This is a genomic window from Kribbella voronezhensis (assembly GCF_004365175.1).
Classification (GTDB): Bacteria; Actinomycetota; Actinomycetes; order Propionibacteriales; family Kribbellaceae; genus Kribbella; species Kribbella voronezhensis.
Map to the genome: position 1 here is coordinate 2,768,809 of NZ_SOCE01000001.1, position 16,747 is coordinate 2,785,555.

The following is a 16,747-nucleotide window of genomic DNA, read 5'->3' on the forward strand; positions in this document are numbered from 1 at the left end:
GGTGCCGCGGTACTGCGCGTTGCCCGCGGCAGCCGGCTACTCCAGGATCAGGTGCGCCAGTCCGTAGACGCCGGCCGCGACCAGGCCGGCCGCCGGGATGGTCAGGACCCACGCGGCGACGATGCCCTTCGCGACACCCCAGCGGACCGCGGACAGCCGCTTGGTGGCGCCGGCGCCCATCACAGCGGAGGTGATGGTGTGGGTGGTGGAGACGGGCGCGTGCAGCCCGATCGCCATCACGTACAGCACGGTCGCGGCGACCGCCTCGGACGCGAACCCGCGCGCCGGATCCAGGTGGATGATGCGCCGGCCGAGCGTGCGCATGATCCGCCAGCCGCCCGAGTAGGTGCCGAGCGAGATCGCGGTGGCGGCGGCGAACTTCACCCAGATCGGGATCCCGTCCTCCTTGCTCACGTGACCGGTGGTCAGCAGCGCGAGGAACATCACGCCCATCGTCTTCTGCGCGTCCTGCAGACCGTGTCCGAGCGACATCGCCGCGGCCGACACCGACTGGGCCAGCCGGAAGCCGCGGGTCGTCCGGCCGGGGTTGCTGCGCCGGAAGATCCACAGGATCGCCAGCATCAGCAGGAACGCGCCGAGGAACCCGATCGCGGGTGACAGGACCATCGGGATGACGACCTTGTCCACGATGCCGGCCCACAGCACGACGCTGGTCGAGGCGAGCCCGGCGCCGACCAGGCCGCCGATGAGGGCGTGCGAGGAGGAGGACGGCAGACCGAAGTACCAGGTGATCAGGTTCCAGCTGATGGCGCCGATCAGTGCGGCGATGACGACCACCAGCCCGTGCCGGCCCGACGGCAAGGTGATGACGCCCTTGCCGATCGTCTCGGCCACCTCGGTGCCCAGGAAGGCGCCGGCGAAGTTGAAGACCGCCGCCATCGCCAGCGCGACCCGCGGCGTCAGCGCGCGGGTCGAGACCGAGGTCGCGATCGCGTTGGCGGCGTCGTGGAAACCGTTCGTGTAGTCGAACGCCAGCGCGATGACGATGACGGCGACGACGAGCGCGAACTCCACGCTCAGCTCTCCTTGACGGCGATCTGTTCGACCGTGTTGGCGACGTGCTCGAAGGCGTCGATCGCGGCCTCCAGCAGGTCGACCACGGTCTTGTACTTCATCACCGTGAGCGCGTCGTACTCGCCGCTGAACAGCTTGGCGATGATCCGGCGGTGCACCGCGTCACCGGTGTTCTCCAGCCGGTTGACCTCGATCCAGTACTCCGCGAGGTCCTTCATCGTCCGCAGCCGCGGCATCGTCTCGGCGGTCAGCGCGCCCATTCGCTGCAGCACCTCGATCTGCTCGGCGACCTCGGCCGGCAGTTCACTGAGGTTGAAGAGGTGGACGGCGTCGACCGCCTCCTCCATGTAATCCATCACGTCGTCGAGGTCGGAGGCCAGCCGGTAGATGTCCTCGCGGTCGAACGGCGTGACGAAGGTCGAGTTGACGCGGCGGATGATCGAGTGTGTGGTCTCGTCCGCGGCGTGCTCGGCGTCCTTCATCTGGGCAGCGATCTGGTGGCTCGCGGACAGGCCGGATCCCGCCGTACTGCCGAGCAGTTCGGCAAGGATGCGGGATCCGTCCACCAGGTGGTTGGCGGACTCGGTGAAAAGGTCGTAGAACGTCGGGTCGTTCGGACGCAGACGTAACGGCACTTCAAGCTCCGGGTGAACGAGGGACAAACCGTGAACATGCTAGGGGCAACGGACCGCTGACGGAGCATCGGCGGTGTCAAGGTACCGCGAGATGATGAACACGTAGACTCAACACGACCAATCCGTGACCGATCAGTTTCAGCGAGTGATCACCGCGTAGAGGTCGAACAGGCCCACCAACAGCACCAGGCCGGCCGCGACCCGCAGTACGCGATCTGAGCCCAGGCCGCCTGGTTCGTGACGCAGATGGCGGTAGACGGCACTGACAGTGGCCCAGCAGGACAGGGCCAGCACAGTGACGACGATGCCGAGCCCGAGGCGTACGTCCGACGTACCGATACCGGAGGCCAGCAGCAGGATGCCGTTCGCGACCAGGCCGAGTGACGTTCGTTTCCAGGCGAGCAGGGTGCGTTCGGGCTGCAGCCCGGGCGGCTGGGTCATCGCAGCAGGCTGAACAACAGCCCGATCAGGCCGACCACGGCGATGGTTGCCCCCAGCACCAAAGGGATCCGGGTGACCGGCAGGCGCGCGCCGAGGCGCATCGCGTTCAGGTTGACCTGCCAGCGGCGGAAGGCGCCGACGGTCGTGACGATCCCGGCGGTCACCAGCACGATTCCGATCACCCGGCCCGGCCAGCGGGCACCGCCGAGGTTGAGGAACTGCGCGGCTGACAGTCCGCCCGCGTAGCAGGCCAAAGCGGTGCGCAGGTACGCCAGGTAGGTCCGCTCGTTGGCCAGGGTGAAGCGGTAGTCGGGTTCTTGTTCTTGCTGTTCTTCTTGGCTCAACTGCAGCTCACCAGGCCGTGGTTCTGTTTCAGGGTGAGGACCCGGCGGACGCTGGCCTGCAGCAGCGCCGAGAACGCCTTGTCCTGTTGGGCTTTCTGGACCAGCGCGTTGACCATCACCGAGGTCAGGGACGGCTTGGCGGTGATCACCATGTCGCCGCCCGCCGCCACGAACCGGGTGGCCCGCTCGCCGGCCGGCACCGAGGCAACCTCCGCGGCTGCGCCGACGTCATCGGTGATGACGACACCGGCGTACCGGAGATCGCCGCGGAGCATGCCGCGGATGATCGTGGCGGAGAACACCGCCCGGTTCGCCGGGTCGATCTTGGTGTACGTCGCGGTCGCGACCATCACCAATTCCGAGCCGGCCCGGATTCCGGCCGCGAAGCCGCCCAGGTTCGCGTCGCCGCGAACCGTGACGTCGTCGACCACGCCCGAGGAGAAATCCGTGTTCCCACGCACCCGGCCGAGCCCCGGGAAGTGCTTGACCGAGGTCGCGACGCCGGCAGCACCCATTCCGCGTACGAAAGCAGCGACGTGCGGCCCGACAGTGGCCGGCGTACTGCCGAACTCCCGGTCCAACTTGCCGATCGGCTCGTTCGTACTGCGCTGCGACGCCGGTACTACGTCTGCCACGGGCGCGAGGTCCACGTTGACCCCAGCCTGCTTGAGTTGCTTGCCCCAGTCCGTGGAGCGGCTGGTCAGCTTCGCCGTGGACCAGGTGCCTTGCACGGTGGCCGACGGGAACCTGTCGAAGCCCTCACCCTTGAGACGCTGGATCTGACCGCCTTCCTGGTCGGCTGCGATCAGCGGGCGGATGCCTTTCACTGTGGCGGTCTCCGTCGCTGCGTCAGTCGCGGTACGGGTATGGGAGAGGCTGCCGCCGCTACCCATCAGCAGGAGTCCGCCGGGCTTGCGGGCGTCGGCAACCGATCGCTCTGACGACGTCATACCAGCGGCGCTGATGCCGGTCATGATCAGCTGGGCTGCCTGCTCGTGCAGCGTGAGGGCTTGCAGCTTCTGGTCCAGACAACCCCGGGGTGTGGTCGGAGCTTGAGTCGGCGTCTGGCTGGGCGGCGTCTGGCTTGGCGTCTGGGTCGGTGTCTCAGTGGGCTCGGTCGTCGGCGTGACGGGTGCAGACTCCGACGGCGGCGTACTGGGACCGGCTGTGGGTGAACTGTCGCCGCAGCCACCGAGCAGGAGCGCCGCGACGGCCACTGCTGCCGTGACCTTGACCCGAGTCGCGACGGCCGGCCTGGTCAGCGTGTCTCCCAGGCAGCGCTGTCGTACGACCCGCCGGAGTGCCGGGCCAGGGCCGCGCAGATGTCGTGCAACTGGCCGACCTGCTCCTCGGTGAGCGCGTCGAACACCGCCTGCCGAACGGTCTCGACATGACCGGGTGCGGTCTCCTTGAGCTTCTGCCTGCCCTCCTCGGTGAGGATCGCCACCTGCCCGCGCCGGTCGGACTCGATCCCCTCGCGCCGGACCCAGCCGACCTTCTCCAGCCGGTTCACGGCGTGCGACAGGCGGCTCCGCGAGCCCAGCGTCGCCACCGCGAGCTCACTCATCCGCAGTCGGCCGTCGGCGGCGTCGGAGAGCCGGACCAGGATCTCGAAGTACGTGTGCGGCATGCCGGCGTCGCGCTGCAGCTGCTGCTCGATCCGGCCGTTGACCACGCGCTGGGCAGCGATGAACGCTCGCCAGGCATGCTGCTCTTTTTCGTCCAGCCACCGCGGTTCCGCCATGACCGCAGCGTAGCCAGGTCGACGGACATGCGCCGCCTGGGCAGGCCGTCAGGAGGTGCGGTGTTGGTCTCTCAGCCGAATGAGGACGACTGCTGCCGCACAGACGACCATGCCCAGCGTCGCCAGTACGCCGATGGTCTCGTGGAACAGGAGGAAGGCGAACAGCATGGTGGTCGGCGGTACGAGGTACAGGAGGCTGCTGATCCTGGTTGCGCCGGACAGCCTCAGATTGACCAGATACAGCCCCCAGCCGCCTCCGGTCGCGAGGACGACGAGCCACAGGACGGCACCGTAGAAGCCGGGGTCGCGGGGCACGGTCAGCTGCCATGTTGCTGCGGTCACGGAGACAAAGAGGACTGCCGACACGAGAGTTTGCAGGCAGAGGGCAGTCAGTAGCCCGACAGTGGGCTTGCGACGCCTTTCGAAGATGGTGCCGATGACCAATCCGAATAGGCCGCCCACAGGAATCAGGAACAGCGCTGCGTTGCCCGCGGTGAGGTCGTCCGCGACTACCAGGCCAACACCCGCGACGCCTAGGAACAGGCCGATCCACTGGCGGCCGGTCACCCGCTCGCCGAGGAGTGGGCCGGCCACTGTGGCGATCAGGATGGGCTGCAGGGAGCCGATGAGTGCAGTGACGCCTGCTGTGATGCCGTGGTCGATCCCTACGAAGACCAGGCCGAGGTATACGAACTGGCAAAGGAACGCCATCACCGCCTGAGTGACCAGGTCCTTGCTGCTCACCCGAGGTCTGCGCACCAGCAATACGGCTGCCGCGATGGTTCCCGCGACCAGGTAGCGCCAGGCGAGTAGATCGAAAGCCGAGCTGTACTCCGTTCCCCAGCGCGCACCGATGAAGCCGCTGCTCCAGAACACGACGAACCCGGCGCCGGCGAGGAACGGGAGCGCCCCGAGTCGGGCGGTTCGGCGTACGGCTGCCTTCTCCAGTGTTTGAGCGGTCATGATTCCGAGGTAACCACACCGGTCGGTATACTGTCAGTATGGTTGCTTCGTCCGTTCTGCTCACCGATCGCGGCTCGCGGGCGGCGAAACCGCTCACGCCAGCCGGCGAGCGGATCCTGAGCGCCGCGTCGTCGCTGTTCTACGAGCGGGGCATCCGTACTGTCGGTGTCGACGCGATCGCGGACGCGGCAGAGGTGACCAAGAAGACGCTCTACGACCGGTTCGGCTCCAAGGACAACTTGATCGCCGCCTATCTGGAGCAGCGGAACCGGGTCTGGCATCTGTTCCTGGACGAGCAACTGCGGATGCGAGCGCCGCAGACTCCCGAACAGGTGATTCTCGCGCTGTTCGCGGCGCTGACCGACTGGATGGCGGAGTCGCGGCGCGGGTGCGGATTCATCAACGCGAGTGTCGAACTGGCCGCGCCCGACCATCCGGCGATGCCGGTGATCGTGGCGCAGAAGCAGTGGATGCGTGCGGAGTTCCTGGCGCAGGCGGAGCGGGCGGGCTTCCGTAGTACGGAGGAATTGGCGGACCGCTTGCTACTGCTGCACGAGGGAGCGTTGGTGAGCTACCGGGTGGCCGCGATGGAGCACGCACCCGAGGTGGCGCACCGGGCGGCCGCTGACTTGTTGGCGGGCTGGCCGCGGGACTAGGCACTCGGCGCGCTAGGAACTGCGTCTGGCGACTGTGAGGCCGACAAGGCGGGAGACGACCATTGCCACGTAGCCGAGGCCTGCCAGCTGTTCGATCATCACTACGGATCGGGCCCACGACGTGATCGGGACGATGTCGCTCAGGCCGGTGCTGGACAACGTGGTGAAGCTCAGGAAGAGCAACTCCATCCAGGTGCGGTCAGCGTTCGGATTGACGGCCGCGGTGAAGCTGTGCGGCACCACTGCTTGCACGAAGACGAACAGGTAGGCGAAACCCCAAGCCACCAAGGTGAAAGTGGCTCCGGTCGCGTACAGCTCGTCGGTGCTCACGTCCGGGTCGGACAGCATGTAGCGCAGCAGGCTGTACGCAGCGTAGAAGTAGAACGCAGCGTGGATGATGCCCGAGACCGGCACGATGACGTCTGTCGGGCGGAACGCGTTCACCACGGACAGCACGACAGCCGGGATGCCGAGACAGATGCTGACCCAGGTCAGGCCCGGCGTCGAGCGCACGGAGAAGACCGCGAGAACCAGTACGACGATGCCCAGGATCTCGAACGCCACGCGGCCGCCGCGCGAACCCTCCATCGCCGGGTAGAGCAGGACGCCCAGAAGCTGGACGACTAGCAGAATCGCCGACGGGTGCCGTTTGGCGCTGGCCAGCAGGGTCATTCGGGAGCCTCCCGGGAGGCGATGATCGCCTGCCTGCGAGCCAGCCGGTGACTGCGGCGAATCTCGGCCTCCCTCAGCCGCCTGCGGTCCTCGTCGGTCTCCGGCACGACCTGCGGAACCTCGCGCGGCTTGCCTTCCTCGTCGACCGCCACGAACACCAGGTACGCCGTGGCGACGTGGACCTGCGGGCCGACCGAGTCCCAGCGGTCGGCGGTGATCCGGACGCCGACCTCCATCGAACTGCGGCCGGTCCAGTTGACCTGGGCGTTGAAGTGCACGACGTCGCCCACCCGGACGGGGACCAGGAACACCATCTCGTCCATCGACGCCGTCACGGCAGGACCACCCGAGTGCCTGGCGGCGACCACGCCCGCGACCGAGTCGACCAGCGTCATCACCACGCCACCGTGGACCGTGCCGAGCAGGTTGGTCTCGTTCTGCGCGGTGATGTGCGACACCGACAGCCGGGTCGCCGAAGTCGCTCTGGAAGCCGGCGTTCCGGTCATCGATCCACTCCTTGGCAAAGGCGTCCCTGCGGGTTGACGCAGGATATCCACAGGCTCGGAATTGCCGGCTCGTCGACGCCGTCCGCGCTCGTACTTTCTCTGTCGAGGAGGTGGACACGATGACCACCCAGCACAACCTTCCCGCCGAGCGGGCCGCAGGCAACCATCCCGGCCTTCTCCCGCTCACCGATCCCGAGGCCGACCACCTGATCCAGCTGTCCCGTGCGGCCCTGGCCGCTCGAGGCCTGACCACGAACTATGTCCACGAAACCGGCACTCTCAGCGCCGTCGCGTCGTCCGAGCTGCTCGGCGGCGCGCTGTTCGGACTGGGCAATCTGGCCAGAATCCTGGCGAGGGAGCCGCGACAACGATGGGCGCAACAGGTCGAGGAGCATTTCGACGGCCTGCTCGCCAACGTGCAGCGCCCAGCCGACACCGCTGACCTGGCGAGCCGGCTGTGCCTGCGGCTGGCAGCCACATCGGCAGTGCCGCCGGAGTGGACTGCCGATCTACCAGAGTTCCTGCCCGGGCTGGTTGCCGTGCCTGCGCTCAGCAACGACGGCGCTTTCACCCTCCACTTCGACACCGCGACTCTCGGCCTCACCCGATCCGAGGCACATCAGCTCGCGCTGGCCAACCTCACCCAGCTCACCGACAACGTCGCCTACATCGATCACGACGGAGCCCAGCTCGCGGTGCTCAGCGAGACCACCTGGGCAGCATCCCGGGCCCTGGTCCTGGACACGGTCCTGCGCGAATCCCTCCAGCTGGAGAATCCGGAGTACGGCGTACTGGTGGCTCTTCCCGCCCGCGATCTTCTGCTGATCCACGTCATCCGCGACCTGTCGGTGCTGCCGGCTCTCAGCGCGATGCTTCACCTCGCCCACACCGCCTTCGAGAGCTCGCCCGGTCCCCTCACCCCGACCGTCTACCTCGTCGATGCGACCGGCTGGCACCCGGCGACCATCGCGCTTCCCGGCCAGCCGCTCCCCTACCACCTGAGCGCCCACCTTCGAGTCCTCACCCAATCCCTGGCCGACCTCGAAGAACCGGATCGAGCATGACCACCCAGCGACCTGTCCCGTCGGCGGCCGGGGCGCCATCGGAGCCAACGAGGAGTCGCCGGTGCGCTCGCCGGCACGCGACGGGGCGGCGCCCCGGCAGAGGTGGCGCCGCCCAGTCAGTTCGGTTGGTGGCCGGTTCCGGGGTGACCCCGGCGGCTACCGATTTGTCGTCAGGCTGCCGGCGGCAGCAGGACGGTGTCGATCAGGTAGACCGTCGCGTTCGCGGTCTTCACGCCACCGCAGATGACCTTGGCGTTGTTCACCATCAGGTTGTCACCGGAACCGCTGACGGTGACGTCCTGCTTCTCCACCGTGGCGTGCTTGCCGACGACCGCCATCGCGTCGAGCTGCCCCGGCACGACGTGGTAGGTCAGGATCTTGCTCAGCAACGCGTCGTTGGTCTTCAGCGTGGCCATCGTCTTCGCGTCGATCTTGGCGAACGCCGAGTCGACCGGCGCGAACACGGTGAATTCACCACCGTTCAGCGTCGAGACCAGGTCGACCTTCGGGTTGACCTTGCCCGATACGGCCGCGACCAGTGTCTTCAGCAGCGGGTTACCCGAAGCAGCAGTGGCGACCGGTGCGGCAGCCATGCCATCGACCGAGCCGGCACCCGAGGGGTTGGCCTTGGCGTAGGCGACACAGCCGGGGCCGACCAGACCGGAGGTGTTGTCGGCGGGAGCGGAAGAGCTCATGGTGTCGCTCGGCGTCGGCGCCGAGGACGAGGTGGTGGTCGACGGGCTGCTGCTCGAGTTGTCGTCGCTGCCGCCACAAGCTGCGGTCGCGAAGAGCAGGGACAGAGCGGAGGCGGCCAGAGCGACTCGCTTGATGGTGTGGGACATGACGATCCTTCTCCTTCGATGGATTTTGCCTTGCGAGATGTGCCGCGCCCTCGTCGGAGGTGCGCGGTCCGGCTGCCTGAGCTGTGCTCTGCCGGCAGATGCGGGATGACGGCAGCCGGCTGTACTGCGAACGGACTACTCGACCATCACCACCGTGTTGTGCAGTCCGCTCGATCCGTTCGGTCGAGGTGCTGCACGGTCGGCGGTCTGCACCTGTCCGTCGGCGTCAGTCGCCCGGACGGTGAGTTTGTGGTTGCCCGGCGTCGCGTTCCAGCGGAACGTCCATTGCCGCCAGGTGTCGATGGTGTCCTCGGCCGCGAGCTGCGCGGGCTGCCAGGGACCGTCGTCGACCTGCACCTCGACCTTGGTGATCCCGCGGTGCTGAGCCCAGGCGACTCCGGCCGCCACCGCCGGGCCGGCCTTGAGTTGCGCGAAGCCCTTCGGTACGTCGATTCGCGAGGACGTCTTGATCGGCGCCTCGACGGCCCAGCCTCGGTCGGTCCAGTAGGCGCTGAAGTCCTCGAACCGGGTCACCTCGATGTCGACGACCCACTTCGTCGCGGACACGTAGCCGTACAAGCCGGGCACCACCATCCGGACCGGGAAGCCGTGCTCGAACGGGAGCGGCTCGCCGTTCATCGCGACCGCGAAGATCGCGTCCCGGCCGTCGGTCAGCGCCTTCAGCGGAGTGCCGATCGTCAGCCCGTCCACACTGGTCGACCGGACCGCGTCGGCGTCGGCGTGAACGCCTGCTTCCCGAAGGATCTCGGCGATCGGTACGCCGATCCAGCGAGCGTTGCCGACGTACGGGCCGCCGACCTCGTTGGAGACGCAGGTCAGGGTGATGTCGCGTTCGATCAGACGGCGGCCGAGCAGGTCCGCGAAGTTCAAGCGCAACTCGTGGTCGACCATCCCGTGCACCCGCAGTTCCCAGCTCCGCGGGTTGATCTTCGGAACGGTCAGCAGGGTGTCGACGCGGTAGAACTGCTTGTTCGGAGTGACGAACCGGATGACTCCCGCAACGTCGGCGGATACTCCCGCCGGCACTGCACCGGCCGGGCTCGCGGGCGTCGGAACCTTGATCCCCATCCGAGTCGCCTCACTGACACCGTCAGGCAGCACCCGCGAAACAACCAGCCCGCCAACCCCAGCCGCCCCAAGAGCCATCGCCGTAACCAGAAACCCCCGCCGATCGAACCCCGCCGGAGCAGTCGCGGGCCCCGGAGCCGAAGCAGTCGCCGAAGCAGGAGCGGTCGCGGTTGCGGGAGCAGGAGCGATCGCGGTTGCGGGAGCGGTCGCGGTTGCGGGAGCAGGAGCGGTTGCGGGAGCAGGAGCGGTTGCGGGAGCAGGAGCGGTTGCGGGCGCAGGAGCGGTCGCGATTGTGGGGGCTGGAGTTGTGGCGGGCTTGGGGTGGTGGTTGCTGTTGGCAATTGTTTTGGAACCTTCGGCGGCGGCGGCCTTCCGGTGTCCGCCGCCGTCGAAGGGGTGCAGGTTCAAGGTGCGGAGGACCAAGATGATGCCGGTTGTTGCTGTTAGCAACGTGATGATGCCGGGGAGGATCCGGATGAAGTGGTTGGGCGCCAGGGTTCGTCCGGTGGCTGCCGCGAGGATGGCGAGGAGGCCGAGCAGGACTGTCATCACTACCGCGATACGCGGTCGTGAGGCGCCGATCGCCCCGGCCAGCAAGGCGAAAACGGCCACACCGAGCAGGACGACGCCGATCAGGACTGGCTTGTCCGCCGTGCCGAGGTTCTTGACCGCCCAGTCCTTCGCCGGTCCTGGCGCCAGGTCGACCAGGTGGGTCGCGACACCGACGACCGGCGACGTGCCGCCGGCCAGCGCTGCGGTCAGCTCACCGAGGCCGAGTCCTGCACCTGCGGCGAGCGCACCTCCCAGCGCGGAAAGCATCCGGCGTCGCATCGTCGTGGTCATGCCGGTGCTTCGGACCGGCGGCGGCTCCGGATGGGTGGATCTCCAAGAAATCTTCGCCCAGCCGGCAACAGCCAGTCGGAACGCCTGGCAAAGAAGCCTTACCCCTCAAGCACTTTCCCTGTCAGCGGGAAGCTTCTCAGCGGGCGCGCGTCTCAGGTGGGGTGAAGTGTCCCGGCCAGTCGCTGTTCCTGATCCGGCTGATGGATCGGATCTCGCCGATCGTGGACCACTCGTCCTTCCCGAGGCGTGCCAGCGGGCGGAGCCGGGTGATCTCGGGATGGTCGCCGTCGAGCACGGAGGAATCGATGGCGATGTGGCGGACCTGGCCGATCACAACCGTGCAGTCGCCCAGTTCGAGGGTGGTGTGCAGGGTGCACTCGATCGCGACCGGGGACTCGGCGACCCGCGGTACGGCGACTGTCGCGGACGGCTCGGTGGTGAGGCCGACCGCGGCGAACTCGGAGACCTCCGGCGGAAAGTCCGTCGCCGACGCGTTCACCTGTTCGTACAGCGGCTCCGAGGCGAAGTTGACCACGAATTCGCCGGTCGCCTCGACGTTGTTCAAGCTGTCCTTGCGACCCACCGAGGTGAACTGCACCATCGGCGGCCGCACGCACGCGACGGTGAAGAACGAATGCGGCGCGAGGTTCAGGACGCCGTCCGCCGACCGCGACGACACCCAGGCGATCGGCCGCGGCACCACCACCGAGTTCAGCACCGCATAGAACGCACGACCACTGACAGCCCCCGGATCGAAGTCGACTCGCACAGCCTCAGTATTCCCCGGCCCCGAATTCGGTGGACCACGGCAACCGAACCGCACCACGATGGGCGCAATGACGACCATCCCAGCACTGGCCGCGCGGTACGGCGTACGCCCGGACCAGATCCACGAGGTCCCAGGCGGGGTCGCGAACCGGACGTACACACTCGGCGATCACCTGTTCCTGCGGATCCCCCGCAGCCAGGAGTTCGAAGCCGACCTGGTGAAGGAGGTCGCGATCATCCCGGTCGCCCGGGCCGCCGGCGTACGGACCCCGGCGATCGTGGACTTCGACGACACCCGGGCGCTCGTCGACGCGCCGTACCTGGTGATGGAGCGCATCCATGCGACAGACCTCGTCGACAGCCCAGCAGAGCACCCGTCGCTCTGGCTCGAACTAGGCGAGCAGGTGCACCGCCTGCACGACATCGAGGCCCAGCACCTCGACGGAGTGCCCACCGACGAGGACAGCGATCCACGCCCCACCGTGGACAGGCTGGCAGCCGACGGATTCATAGACGCCGGTACTGCGAAGTGGCTCCTCGCCTGGTTCGACCGTCTCGCCACCTGGTTCGACCGCGCAGCGCCCAAGGTGCTTCTGCACGGAGACCTGGCCGCACAGAACGTCATGGTCGACCAGGACGGCCGGTTCCACGCGCTGATCGACTGGGGCGACGCCGCCTGGGGACCGGCGGGCGCAGAGTTCGCCAAGCTGCGCCTGGAGCAGGTCGCTCGGCTGCTACCCGGTTACCGGCAGGCAGGTCACGGTGAGCTGGAAGCGGCAGCGCTCTGGTTCCATCTCAGCTGGGGCCTGTCCAACCTCACCGGGCCGCCGCGGCAGAACCAGCGGCACTGGACCGCGCCGCCCACCAGCCGCCTGCTCGGCGTACTGCGGTTCTTCGCCAGTGATCCTCCGTCGCCGTGGCCGGAGCTGGGCAGCCGGAGCATGGCGGCCAGCAGCCCATCTTCTGACTGTGATCGACGTGGTTTCTGCCCGTAAAACAAGGGTTCGCGGACTTGTGCGGACATGGTGCAGACTGCTGTTTCGTGACTGATTACGTAGCTGCCTCCGACCGGTACGACGACCAGATGACCTATCGGCGCAGTGGCCGCAGTGGGCTGCAGCTGCCGGCGATCTCGCTGGGCCTCTGGCACAACTTCGGCGGCGACAAGCCGCTCGACACCCAGCGCGACATCCTGCGCCGCGCCTTCGACCTCGGCGTCACCCACTTCGACCTGGCGAACAACTACGGCCCGCCGTACGGCTCGGCCGAGACCAACTTCGGCGGTCACTTCGCCCGCGACTTCAAGCCGTACCGCGACGAACTGCTGATCTCCACCAAGGCCGGGTACGACATGTGGCCGGGCCCGTACGGTCAGGGCGGCGGAAGCCGGAAGTACCTGCTGGCCTCGCTGGACCAGTCGCTGGACCGGATGGGTCTCGACTACGTCGACATCTTCTACTCGCACCGGTTCGACCCCGACACCCCGCTGGAGGAGACGATGGGCGCACTGGATGCCGCCGTCCGCTCCGGCAAGGCCCTCTACGCCGGGATCTCGTCGTACTCCGCGGAGAAGACCCGCGAGGCAGCCCGGATCCTCGACGAGCTCGGTACGCCGCTGCTCATCCACCAGCCGTCGTACTCGATGCTGAACCGCTGGATCGAGGAGGACCTGCTCGACGCGGTCGGTGAGCTCGGTGTCGGCGTGATCGCGTTCTCGCCGCTGGCCCAGGGTGTGCTCACCGACCGGTACCTGGACGGCGTACCGGAAGGTTCCCGGGCGACGCAGGGCAAGTCGCTGAGCACCGACATGCTGACCGAGGAGACCCTGAAGCACGTCCGCGCCCTGAACGAGATCGCCAAGCAGCGCGGCCAGTCCGTCGCCCAGTTGGCGCTCGCCTGGACGCTGCGCGACGAGCGCGTCACCAGCGCCCTGATCGGCGCCTCCAGCGTCGCTCAACTCGAGGACAACCTGGCCGCGGTGAACAACCTGAAGTTCACCCAGGAAGAGCTGGACGCGATCGACGCGGACGCCGTCGAGGCCGGCATCAACCTGTGGAAGAAGAGCTCCGACGCCTGAGGCGGACAAACAGCAGCGCCAGTAGGCCGACCGCAGCGGCCAGCACGGCAAGACCGGCTGTGCGCCAGTACGACGAACCGCCGGTCGTCGCCGCGCCGGCCGCGGGCGCAGCGTCCCCGCTGGACTGGTTCGGTACGACGGCAGGTGCACCGGCTTCGACGGGTTTCAGCGTGACGTCGTTGCCGGTGCCACCGGAGTAGGTGATGGCGTACTGCGTTCCGGCCACGGCGAGCCTGGCTCCCTCGGGGAGATCGCTGAAGGTGCCGGTGACCGGGCTCGGGCCGGTGTTGTCGATCAGGGTGATCTCTCGGCGGGCGCCGGGTCGAGCGGTCGCGCCTGGAATGTGCAGTGCGCCGGCCAGTTTCACCGCGCCGGTGACCTTCGGCGGTTTGGCGTTGAGCGGGACTGTCAGCGCGGCAGTGCGAGCTTGGGCGTAGTCGCCGGACACTGTGAAGGACCCGGTGAGCGCGCCGGTGCTCATCAGGGCGCCGGCTGAGATGGTTCCGGCGAGAGTGGAGCTGCCGCTCAAGCTCACGACGGCGCGACGGTTCGCCGTGAGCGTCGTACCGGCGGCCATGGTGAGGTTGCGGAGAGCTTGGTTGCCGGCAGCGGTCAGGTCCAGGCGAGCGCCGGAGTTGGTGATGGCGACGGCACTGCTGTTGCGGAGCGTGCCGGCAGTGAGAGCCAGGGTTCCCTTGGAGATCGTGGTTCTGCCGCTATAGGTGATGTCGCCGGTCAGGCGGGTCGTGGCCGGCCCGGCTTGGGTCACCGAGCCCGTGCCGCTGATCTTCGACAACGAGATGGCATTGCGCACGTTCTGCACCACGAGTGAGCCGTTGTCGACCACCTTGAAGAGCGCGGCCTTCGTCAGCAGGCTGCCGTCGCCACCCGGCCGCCCGCTGCCGAGCCGGAGGACAGCGCCCGAAGCGATGGTCGTCGAGCCGTCGTAGTACTGGTCCGCCGCGAACGTCACGTCGTTGCCGGGCACCGCCTTGATCACGACGTCCCCCGCGCCGGGCGATTTGAGCGTGTCGTGGAAGACGCCGCCGCCGATGGGCGCGCCCAGGGTGACCGGGCCGTTGTAGGCGAAGGTGAGCTTCGAGCGGGACCGCGCGGCCAGCAGGTTGATGTAGACGGTGTCCGCGGTGCCCGGCATGAAGATGTCGTGCGTGCTGCCGTCACCCCACTGGACGTCGGCGCCTTTGATGTTGGTGCCGCGCTTGTTGAGGTCGTGCGGAATCTTCCGCCAGTTGATCCGGGGATCGCTCAGCGACGGGTCGGTGTCGCCGCCTCGGTCGGAGTAGCTGTATTGCCCCGCCAGCACGACCTTGCCGCCTGGGCGGGACTGGACGTTGATGTCGCTGCCGTATTCGCGCTGGTAGAAGTTCTGCCGCAGTACGACGGTCTGGTCCAGCGGGGTGTCGACCGTCCACGTCCCCTGATTGAGGACCGCACGAACGTTGGGCAGCGCGACCGCGGACTCGGGCTTGCCGGCCGCCGTACCGGTGCCGTTGTCGATCACCCCGGAGAACGGTTGGGTACCGGCGAGATCGAGCGTGCCCCACAGGAACCGCGGCTGCGTGACCAGCCCGGAGCCGCTGATGGTGCCGAGGTTGATCGCCCGGGTGACCGACAGCCGCAGGGTGCCGTTGACTTCGATGTTGTCCTGGTTGAGCTGGAAGCCCGGCGTGTTGTACGGGAACCGCCCGATCACGCCGGTCGTGCCGCCGTTCCCGTACTGCAGGGTGGCGCCACGGTCGATGATTACCGCGGCCGGGTCGGGCGTGCCGACGACGACGTACGGATGATTGCCGCCGAGGATCTGGACACGCTGCCGCTGCCGCGCCTTCGGCAGCGTGAAGTCGCTGTCCTTGGTCAGAATCAGCGTGCCGCGTCCCCTGATCCGCAGAGTCCCTTCACCGCTGATCACGCCCGCGTACGTCGTAGTGCCGCCGGGCACCGTGATCGAGGCATCCCCGCTGAGCCTCACGTCCCGCCCAGCGAGGACGTCGCCGGTGATGTCCCGAGCGCCTGCCGCGACCGCCGCCCCCGGTTGGACTGCCGCGGCCGCTGGGCCGGCGAGCGCGACCACGGCGAGCAACAGTTGGATGACGCGCAGCATGCCGGGACGTCGTACCGTCACGCTCCGGGCCTCCCTGGGGTCGGGTTCCCGCCGCCGGGCGAGGAGCGACCACCTTAAAGGGACGTACGCCGCGGCGCGGAGCGATTCCGGCAAATCTTCACGGAGCGCTTCTCTCGCGAACCGGTTGATCACGCATAGCGGTCGATTGGTTGCACTCTCCAGGCGATGGGCACAGGCTGGAGAGAAGACCCTCCTGGAGGTGGTTGTCGTGACCGCTTCGACTCTCGAAATGGCCCTGGCCTTCGAACACATCAGGATCCGCGAGCTCGCCGACCCGGCGCAGCAGCCGGGCGCGGCCCGACCGGATCGCAGACACCAGACCGACTGGTTCTACGCCATCGCGGCGCAGCACCTCGCCGCCGCTGAGGACGTGCTGCTCCCGCACGTCCGCCGCCTGCCGGGCGGCCCCGAACTGGTCGCGCGGTACGTCGGCAACGCGAAAGAACTCGAGCGCTCGCTCAGGTTCCTCAAAGCCCGTCAGTACGGCGACAGCCGCGTGCAGCACCTGCAGCCCGGGCGCGTCTGGCAGGAGATCGGCCGGCTCCTCGCAGAACACGAGGACCTCGAGGCGGAGTACAGCCGGATGATCGGCGAGGAACTCGGCAGCGACGACGTGTCGGCACTGACGGAGAAACTGCTCAGCGCCGAAGAGGTAGCGCCGACCCGTGCACACCCGTACTCACCGCACACCGGTACGGCGGGTCGCCTGGCGCACCGGATGTGGCGGCTGGCCGACACAGCTTGGGACAGCGCCGAGGGACGCGTCGTACCGACGAAGTACCACGTGCACCCCAAGCGCGACTCGGCCCTGTCCCACTACCTGCGCGGCACCCCGATGCCGGACGAAGTGCCGGACGAGATGCCCGACCGGCCGTCCTGGGAGTAATAGCGGCCGGGCCCGTGGTCCGGGCGGATGCCTCCGCTC

18 protein-coding genes are annotated in these 16,747 nt (G+C 68.0%); 5 read left to right on the forward strand and 13 right to left on the reverse strand.

The genetic code is table 11. The annotated features are described in order from the left end of the window. Nucleotides 1-36 precede the first annotated feature (36 nt). From EV138_RS12555 to EV138_RS12585, 7 genes are all read right to left on the reverse strand, one after another. A complete protein-coding gene (locus tag EV138_RS12555; RefSeq protein ID WP_133978879.1) occupies nucleotides 37-1,035 on the reverse strand; it encodes an inorganic phosphate transporter in 999 nt (332 codons plus the stop codon). Between the two features lie 2 nt (nucleotides 1,036-1,037). Continuing rightward, nucleotides 1,038-1,670, reverse strand: coding sequence for a DUF47 domain-containing protein (locus EV138_RS12560; RefSeq protein WP_112247823.1), 633 nt, complete (start codon nucleotides 1,668-1,670; stop codon nucleotides 1,038-1,040). 138 nt (nucleotides 1,671-1,808) lie between these two features. Then, a complete protein-coding gene (locus EV138_RS12565; protein ID WP_133978880.1) occupies nucleotides 1,809-2,111 on the reverse strand; it encodes a DUF202 domain-containing protein in 303 nt (100 codons plus the stop codon). Continuing rightward, nucleotides 2,108-2,455: a YidH family protein gene (locus EV138_RS12570; RefSeq protein ID WP_133978882.1), complete on the reverse strand. Its 348-nt coding sequence runs from the start codon at nucleotides 2,453-2,455 to the stop codon at nucleotides 2,108-2,110. Before EV138_RS12570 ends, EV138_RS12565 begins: the two co-directional genes overlap by 4 nt. Then, complete coding sequence (locus EV138_RS12575) at nucleotides 2,452-3,672, reverse strand: glycoside hydrolase family 3 N-terminal domain-containing protein (protein WP_238158089.1); 1,221 nt, start codon at nucleotides 3,670-3,672, stop codon at nucleotides 2,452-2,454. The genes EV138_RS12570 and EV138_RS12575 overlap by 4 nt, the downstream gene beginning before the upstream one ends. Nucleotides 3,673-3,713: 41 nt before the next feature. After that, nucleotides 3,714-4,199 (reverse strand): MarR family winged helix-turn-helix transcriptional regulator, encoded by a 486-nt coding sequence (locus EV138_RS12580; protein ID WP_133978884.1) that lies wholly within the window; start codon nucleotides 4,197-4,199, stop codon nucleotides 3,714-3,716. A 48-nt stretch (nucleotides 4,200-4,247) separates the two neighbouring features. Continuing rightward, the gene (locus tag EV138_RS12585) at nucleotides 4,248-5,162 is read right to left on the reverse strand and encodes a DMT family transporter (RefSeq protein ID WP_133978886.1); all 915 of its coding nucleotides are present in this window, start codon (nucleotides 5,160-5,162) and stop codon (nucleotides 4,248-4,250) included. Between the two features lie 38 nt (nucleotides 5,163-5,200). Between EV138_RS12585 and EV138_RS12590 the strand changes: the two genes are divergently transcribed. Next, complete coding sequence (locus EV138_RS12590) at nucleotides 5,201-5,818, forward strand: TetR/AcrR family transcriptional regulator (protein ID WP_133978888.1); 618 nt, start codon at nucleotides 5,201-5,203, stop codon at nucleotides 5,816-5,818. Between the two features lie 12 nt (nucleotides 5,819-5,830). Here the strand turns inward: EV138_RS12590 and EV138_RS12595 are convergent, their stop codons facing one another. After that, a complete protein-coding gene (locus tag EV138_RS12595) occupies nucleotides 5,831-6,490 on the reverse strand; it encodes a potassium channel family protein (RefSeq protein WP_133978890.1) in 660 nt (219 codons plus the stop codon). Continuing rightward, a complete protein-coding gene (locus EV138_RS12600; protein ID WP_133978892.1) occupies nucleotides 6,487-6,996 on the reverse strand; it encodes an acyl-CoA thioesterase in 510 nt (169 codons plus the stop codon). Before EV138_RS12600 ends, EV138_RS12595 begins: the two co-directional genes overlap by 4 nt. A gap of 119 nt (nucleotides 6,997-7,115) precedes the next feature. Between EV138_RS12600 and EV138_RS12605 the strand changes: the two genes are divergently transcribed. Then, nucleotides 7,116-8,060: a DUF1444 domain-containing protein gene (locus EV138_RS12605; RefSeq protein ID WP_133978894.1), complete on the forward strand. Its 945-nt coding sequence runs from the start codon at nucleotides 7,116-7,118 to the stop codon at nucleotides 8,058-8,060. A 170-nt stretch (nucleotides 8,061-8,230) separates the two neighbouring features. Here the strand turns inward: EV138_RS12605 and EV138_RS12610 are convergent, their stop codons facing one another. The 3 genes from EV138_RS12610 to EV138_RS12620 all read right to left on the reverse strand — a co-directional run bounded on the left by EV138_RS12610 (nucleotide 8,231) and on the right by EV138_RS12620 (nucleotide 11,603). Beyond that, nucleotides 8,231-8,902 carry a fasciclin domain-containing protein gene (locus EV138_RS12610; protein ID WP_133978896.1) on the reverse strand — a complete coding sequence of 224 codons (672 nt, stop codon included), beginning with the start codon at nucleotides 8,900-8,902 and terminating at the stop codon, nucleotides 8,231-8,233. Between the two features lie 135 nt (nucleotides 8,903-9,037). Further along, nucleotides 9,038-10,834, reverse strand: coding sequence for a molybdopterin-dependent oxidoreductase (locus EV138_RS12615; protein WP_238158090.1), 1,797 nt, complete (start codon nucleotides 10,832-10,834; stop codon nucleotides 9,038-9,040). A gap of 136 nt (nucleotides 10,835-10,970) precedes the next feature. Beyond that, nucleotides 10,971-11,603: a flavin reductase family protein gene (locus EV138_RS12620; protein ID WP_133978898.1), complete on the reverse strand. Its 633-nt coding sequence runs from the start codon at nucleotides 11,601-11,603 to the stop codon at nucleotides 10,971-10,973. Nucleotides 11,604-11,670: 67 nt separating this feature from the next. Here EV138_RS12620 and EV138_RS12625 point away from each other — a divergent pair, with 67 nt between their 5' ends. Both EV138_RS12625 and mgrA read left to right on the forward strand, forming a co-directional pair. Next, complete coding sequence (locus tag EV138_RS12625; RefSeq protein WP_166678568.1) at nucleotides 11,671-12,597, forward strand: phosphotransferase family protein; 927 nt, start codon at nucleotides 11,671-11,673, stop codon at nucleotides 12,595-12,597. Nucleotides 12,598-12,644: 47 nt separating this feature from the next. Then, complete coding sequence (gene mgrA, locus EV138_RS12630) at nucleotides 12,645-13,679, forward strand: L-glyceraldehyde 3-phosphate reductase (protein WP_133978902.1); 1,035 nt, start codon at nucleotides 12,645-12,647, stop codon at nucleotides 13,677-13,679. On the opposite strand, the gene EV138_RS12635 is transcribed toward mgrA, so the two are convergent. Next, nucleotides 13,648-15,822 (reverse strand): hypothetical protein, encoded by a 2,175-nt coding sequence (locus EV138_RS12635; protein ID WP_202866703.1) that lies wholly within the window; start codon nucleotides 15,820-15,822, stop codon nucleotides 13,648-13,650. The two genes, mgrA and EV138_RS12635, sit on opposite strands and share 32 nt — an antisense overlap. Before the next feature lie 208 nt (nucleotides 15,823-16,030). Here EV138_RS12635 and EV138_RS12640 point away from each other — a divergent pair, with 208 nt between their 5' ends. Then, on the forward strand, nucleotides 16,031-16,708 hold the full coding sequence (locus tag EV138_RS12640; protein WP_133978904.1) for a hypothetical protein: 678 nt from the start codon (nucleotides 16,031-16,033) through the stop codon (nucleotides 16,706-16,708). The last annotated feature ends 39 nt before the right edge of the window (nucleotides 16,709-16,747 follow it).

Bases quoted from the DNA above. Each gene is read 5' to 3' on its own strand.
- EV138_RS12565 (WP_133978880.1), bottom strand. From the start codon at position 2,111: ATGACCCAGCCGCCCGGGCTGCAGCCCGAACGCACCCTGCTCGCCTGG.
- EV138_RS12580 (WP_133978884.1), bottom strand. From the start codon at position 4,199: ATGGCGGAACCGCGGTGGCTGGACGAAAAAGAGCAGCATGCCTGGCGA.
- EV138_RS12585 (WP_133978886.1), bottom strand. From the start codon at position 5,162: ATGACCGCTCAAACACTGGAGAAGGCAGCCGTACGCCGAACCGCCCGA.
- EV138_RS12590 (WP_133978888.1), top strand. From the start codon at position 5,201: ATGGTTGCTTCGTCCGTTCTGCTCACCGATCGCGGCTCGCGGGCGGCG.
- EV138_RS12595 (WP_133978890.1), bottom strand. From the start codon at position 6,490: ATGACCCTGCTGGCCAGCGCCAAACGGCACCCGTCGGCGATTCTGCTA.
- EV138_RS12600 (WP_133978892.1), bottom strand. From the start codon at position 6,996: ATGACCGGAACGCCGGCTTCCAGAGCGACTTCGGCGACCCGGCTGTCG.
- EV138_RS12605 (WP_133978894.1), top strand. From the start codon at position 7,116: ATGACCACCCAGCACAACCTTCCCGCCGAGCGGGCCGCAGGCAACCAT.
- EV138_RS12610 (WP_133978896.1), bottom strand. From the start codon at position 8,902: ATGTCCCACACCATCAAGCGAGTCGCTCTGGCCGCCTCCGCTCTGTCC.
- EV138_RS12615 (WP_238158090.1), bottom strand. From the start codon at position 10,834: ATGACCACGACGATGCGACGCCGGATGCTTTCCGCGCTGGGAGGTGCG.
- EV138_RS12625 (WP_166678568.1), top strand. From the start codon at position 11,671: ATGACGACCATCCCAGCACTGGCCGCGCGGTACGGCGTACGCCCGGAC.